1 protein-coding gene and 1 tRNA gene are annotated in these 524 nt (G+C 66.8%); both read left to right on the top strand.

The annotated features are described in order from the left end of the window. Positions 1 to 361, top strand: a 361-nt coding sequence (folK, locus tag AACY52_RS30025; RefSeq protein WP_339561334.1) for a 2-amino-4-hydroxy-6-hydroxymethyldihydropteridine diphosphokinase, incomplete at its 5' end; no start/stop codon positions are given. 36 nt (positions 362 to 397) lie between these two features. Then, positions 398 to 473: transfer RNA gene (locus AACY52_RS30020), tRNA-Lys, on the top strand. The last annotated feature ends 51 nt before the right edge of the window (positions 474 to 524 follow it).

The following is a 524-nucleotide window of genomic DNA, read 5'->3' as shown; positions in this document are numbered from 1 at the left end:
CCCGATTATCGGTAGCGCGCCGCTCGGGCCGTCGATCCGGCGCTTCGCCAATGCGGCGGTGCTGCTGGAGAGTGCGCTGACGCCGCCGCAGATGCTCGCTCGATTGAAAGCGATCGAACGCGCGTTCGGGCGGCGGCGTGGCGCGCGTTGGGGCGCGCGGGTGATCGACCTCGACATCGTGCTGTGGTCGGGGGGAATGTGGTCGACGGCAGGGCTGACCGTGCCGCATATCGCCTTTCGCGAGCGCGGCTTTGTGCTTGATCCATTACGCACGATCGCCCCCAATTGGCGCGATCCGGTAGCGGGCCGGACCGTCCGGCAGCTTCATGCGCGGCTGAACAAGCCGCAACCCCAGGGTTGACCGCGCCCGAACGCGCTCCTAACGCAAGCGCCGAGTGGGCCCGTAGCTCAGTTGGTAGAGCAACGGACTTTTAATCTGTAGGTCTCGGGTTCGAGTCCCGACGGGCCCACCATTCCCAAAGATCGGTCGCAGTTCCTTGCATCGCTGCCCCGCTGTCGGCGGC

Source organism: Pseudomonas sp. EA_65y_Pfl1_P113, from assembly GCF_963970525.1.
Classification (GTDB): Bacteria; Pseudomonadota; Gammaproteobacteria; order Pseudomonadales; family Pseudomonadaceae; genus Aquipseudomonas; species Aquipseudomonas tritici.
This window is presented reverse-complemented; position numbering and strand designations above follow the sequence as displayed.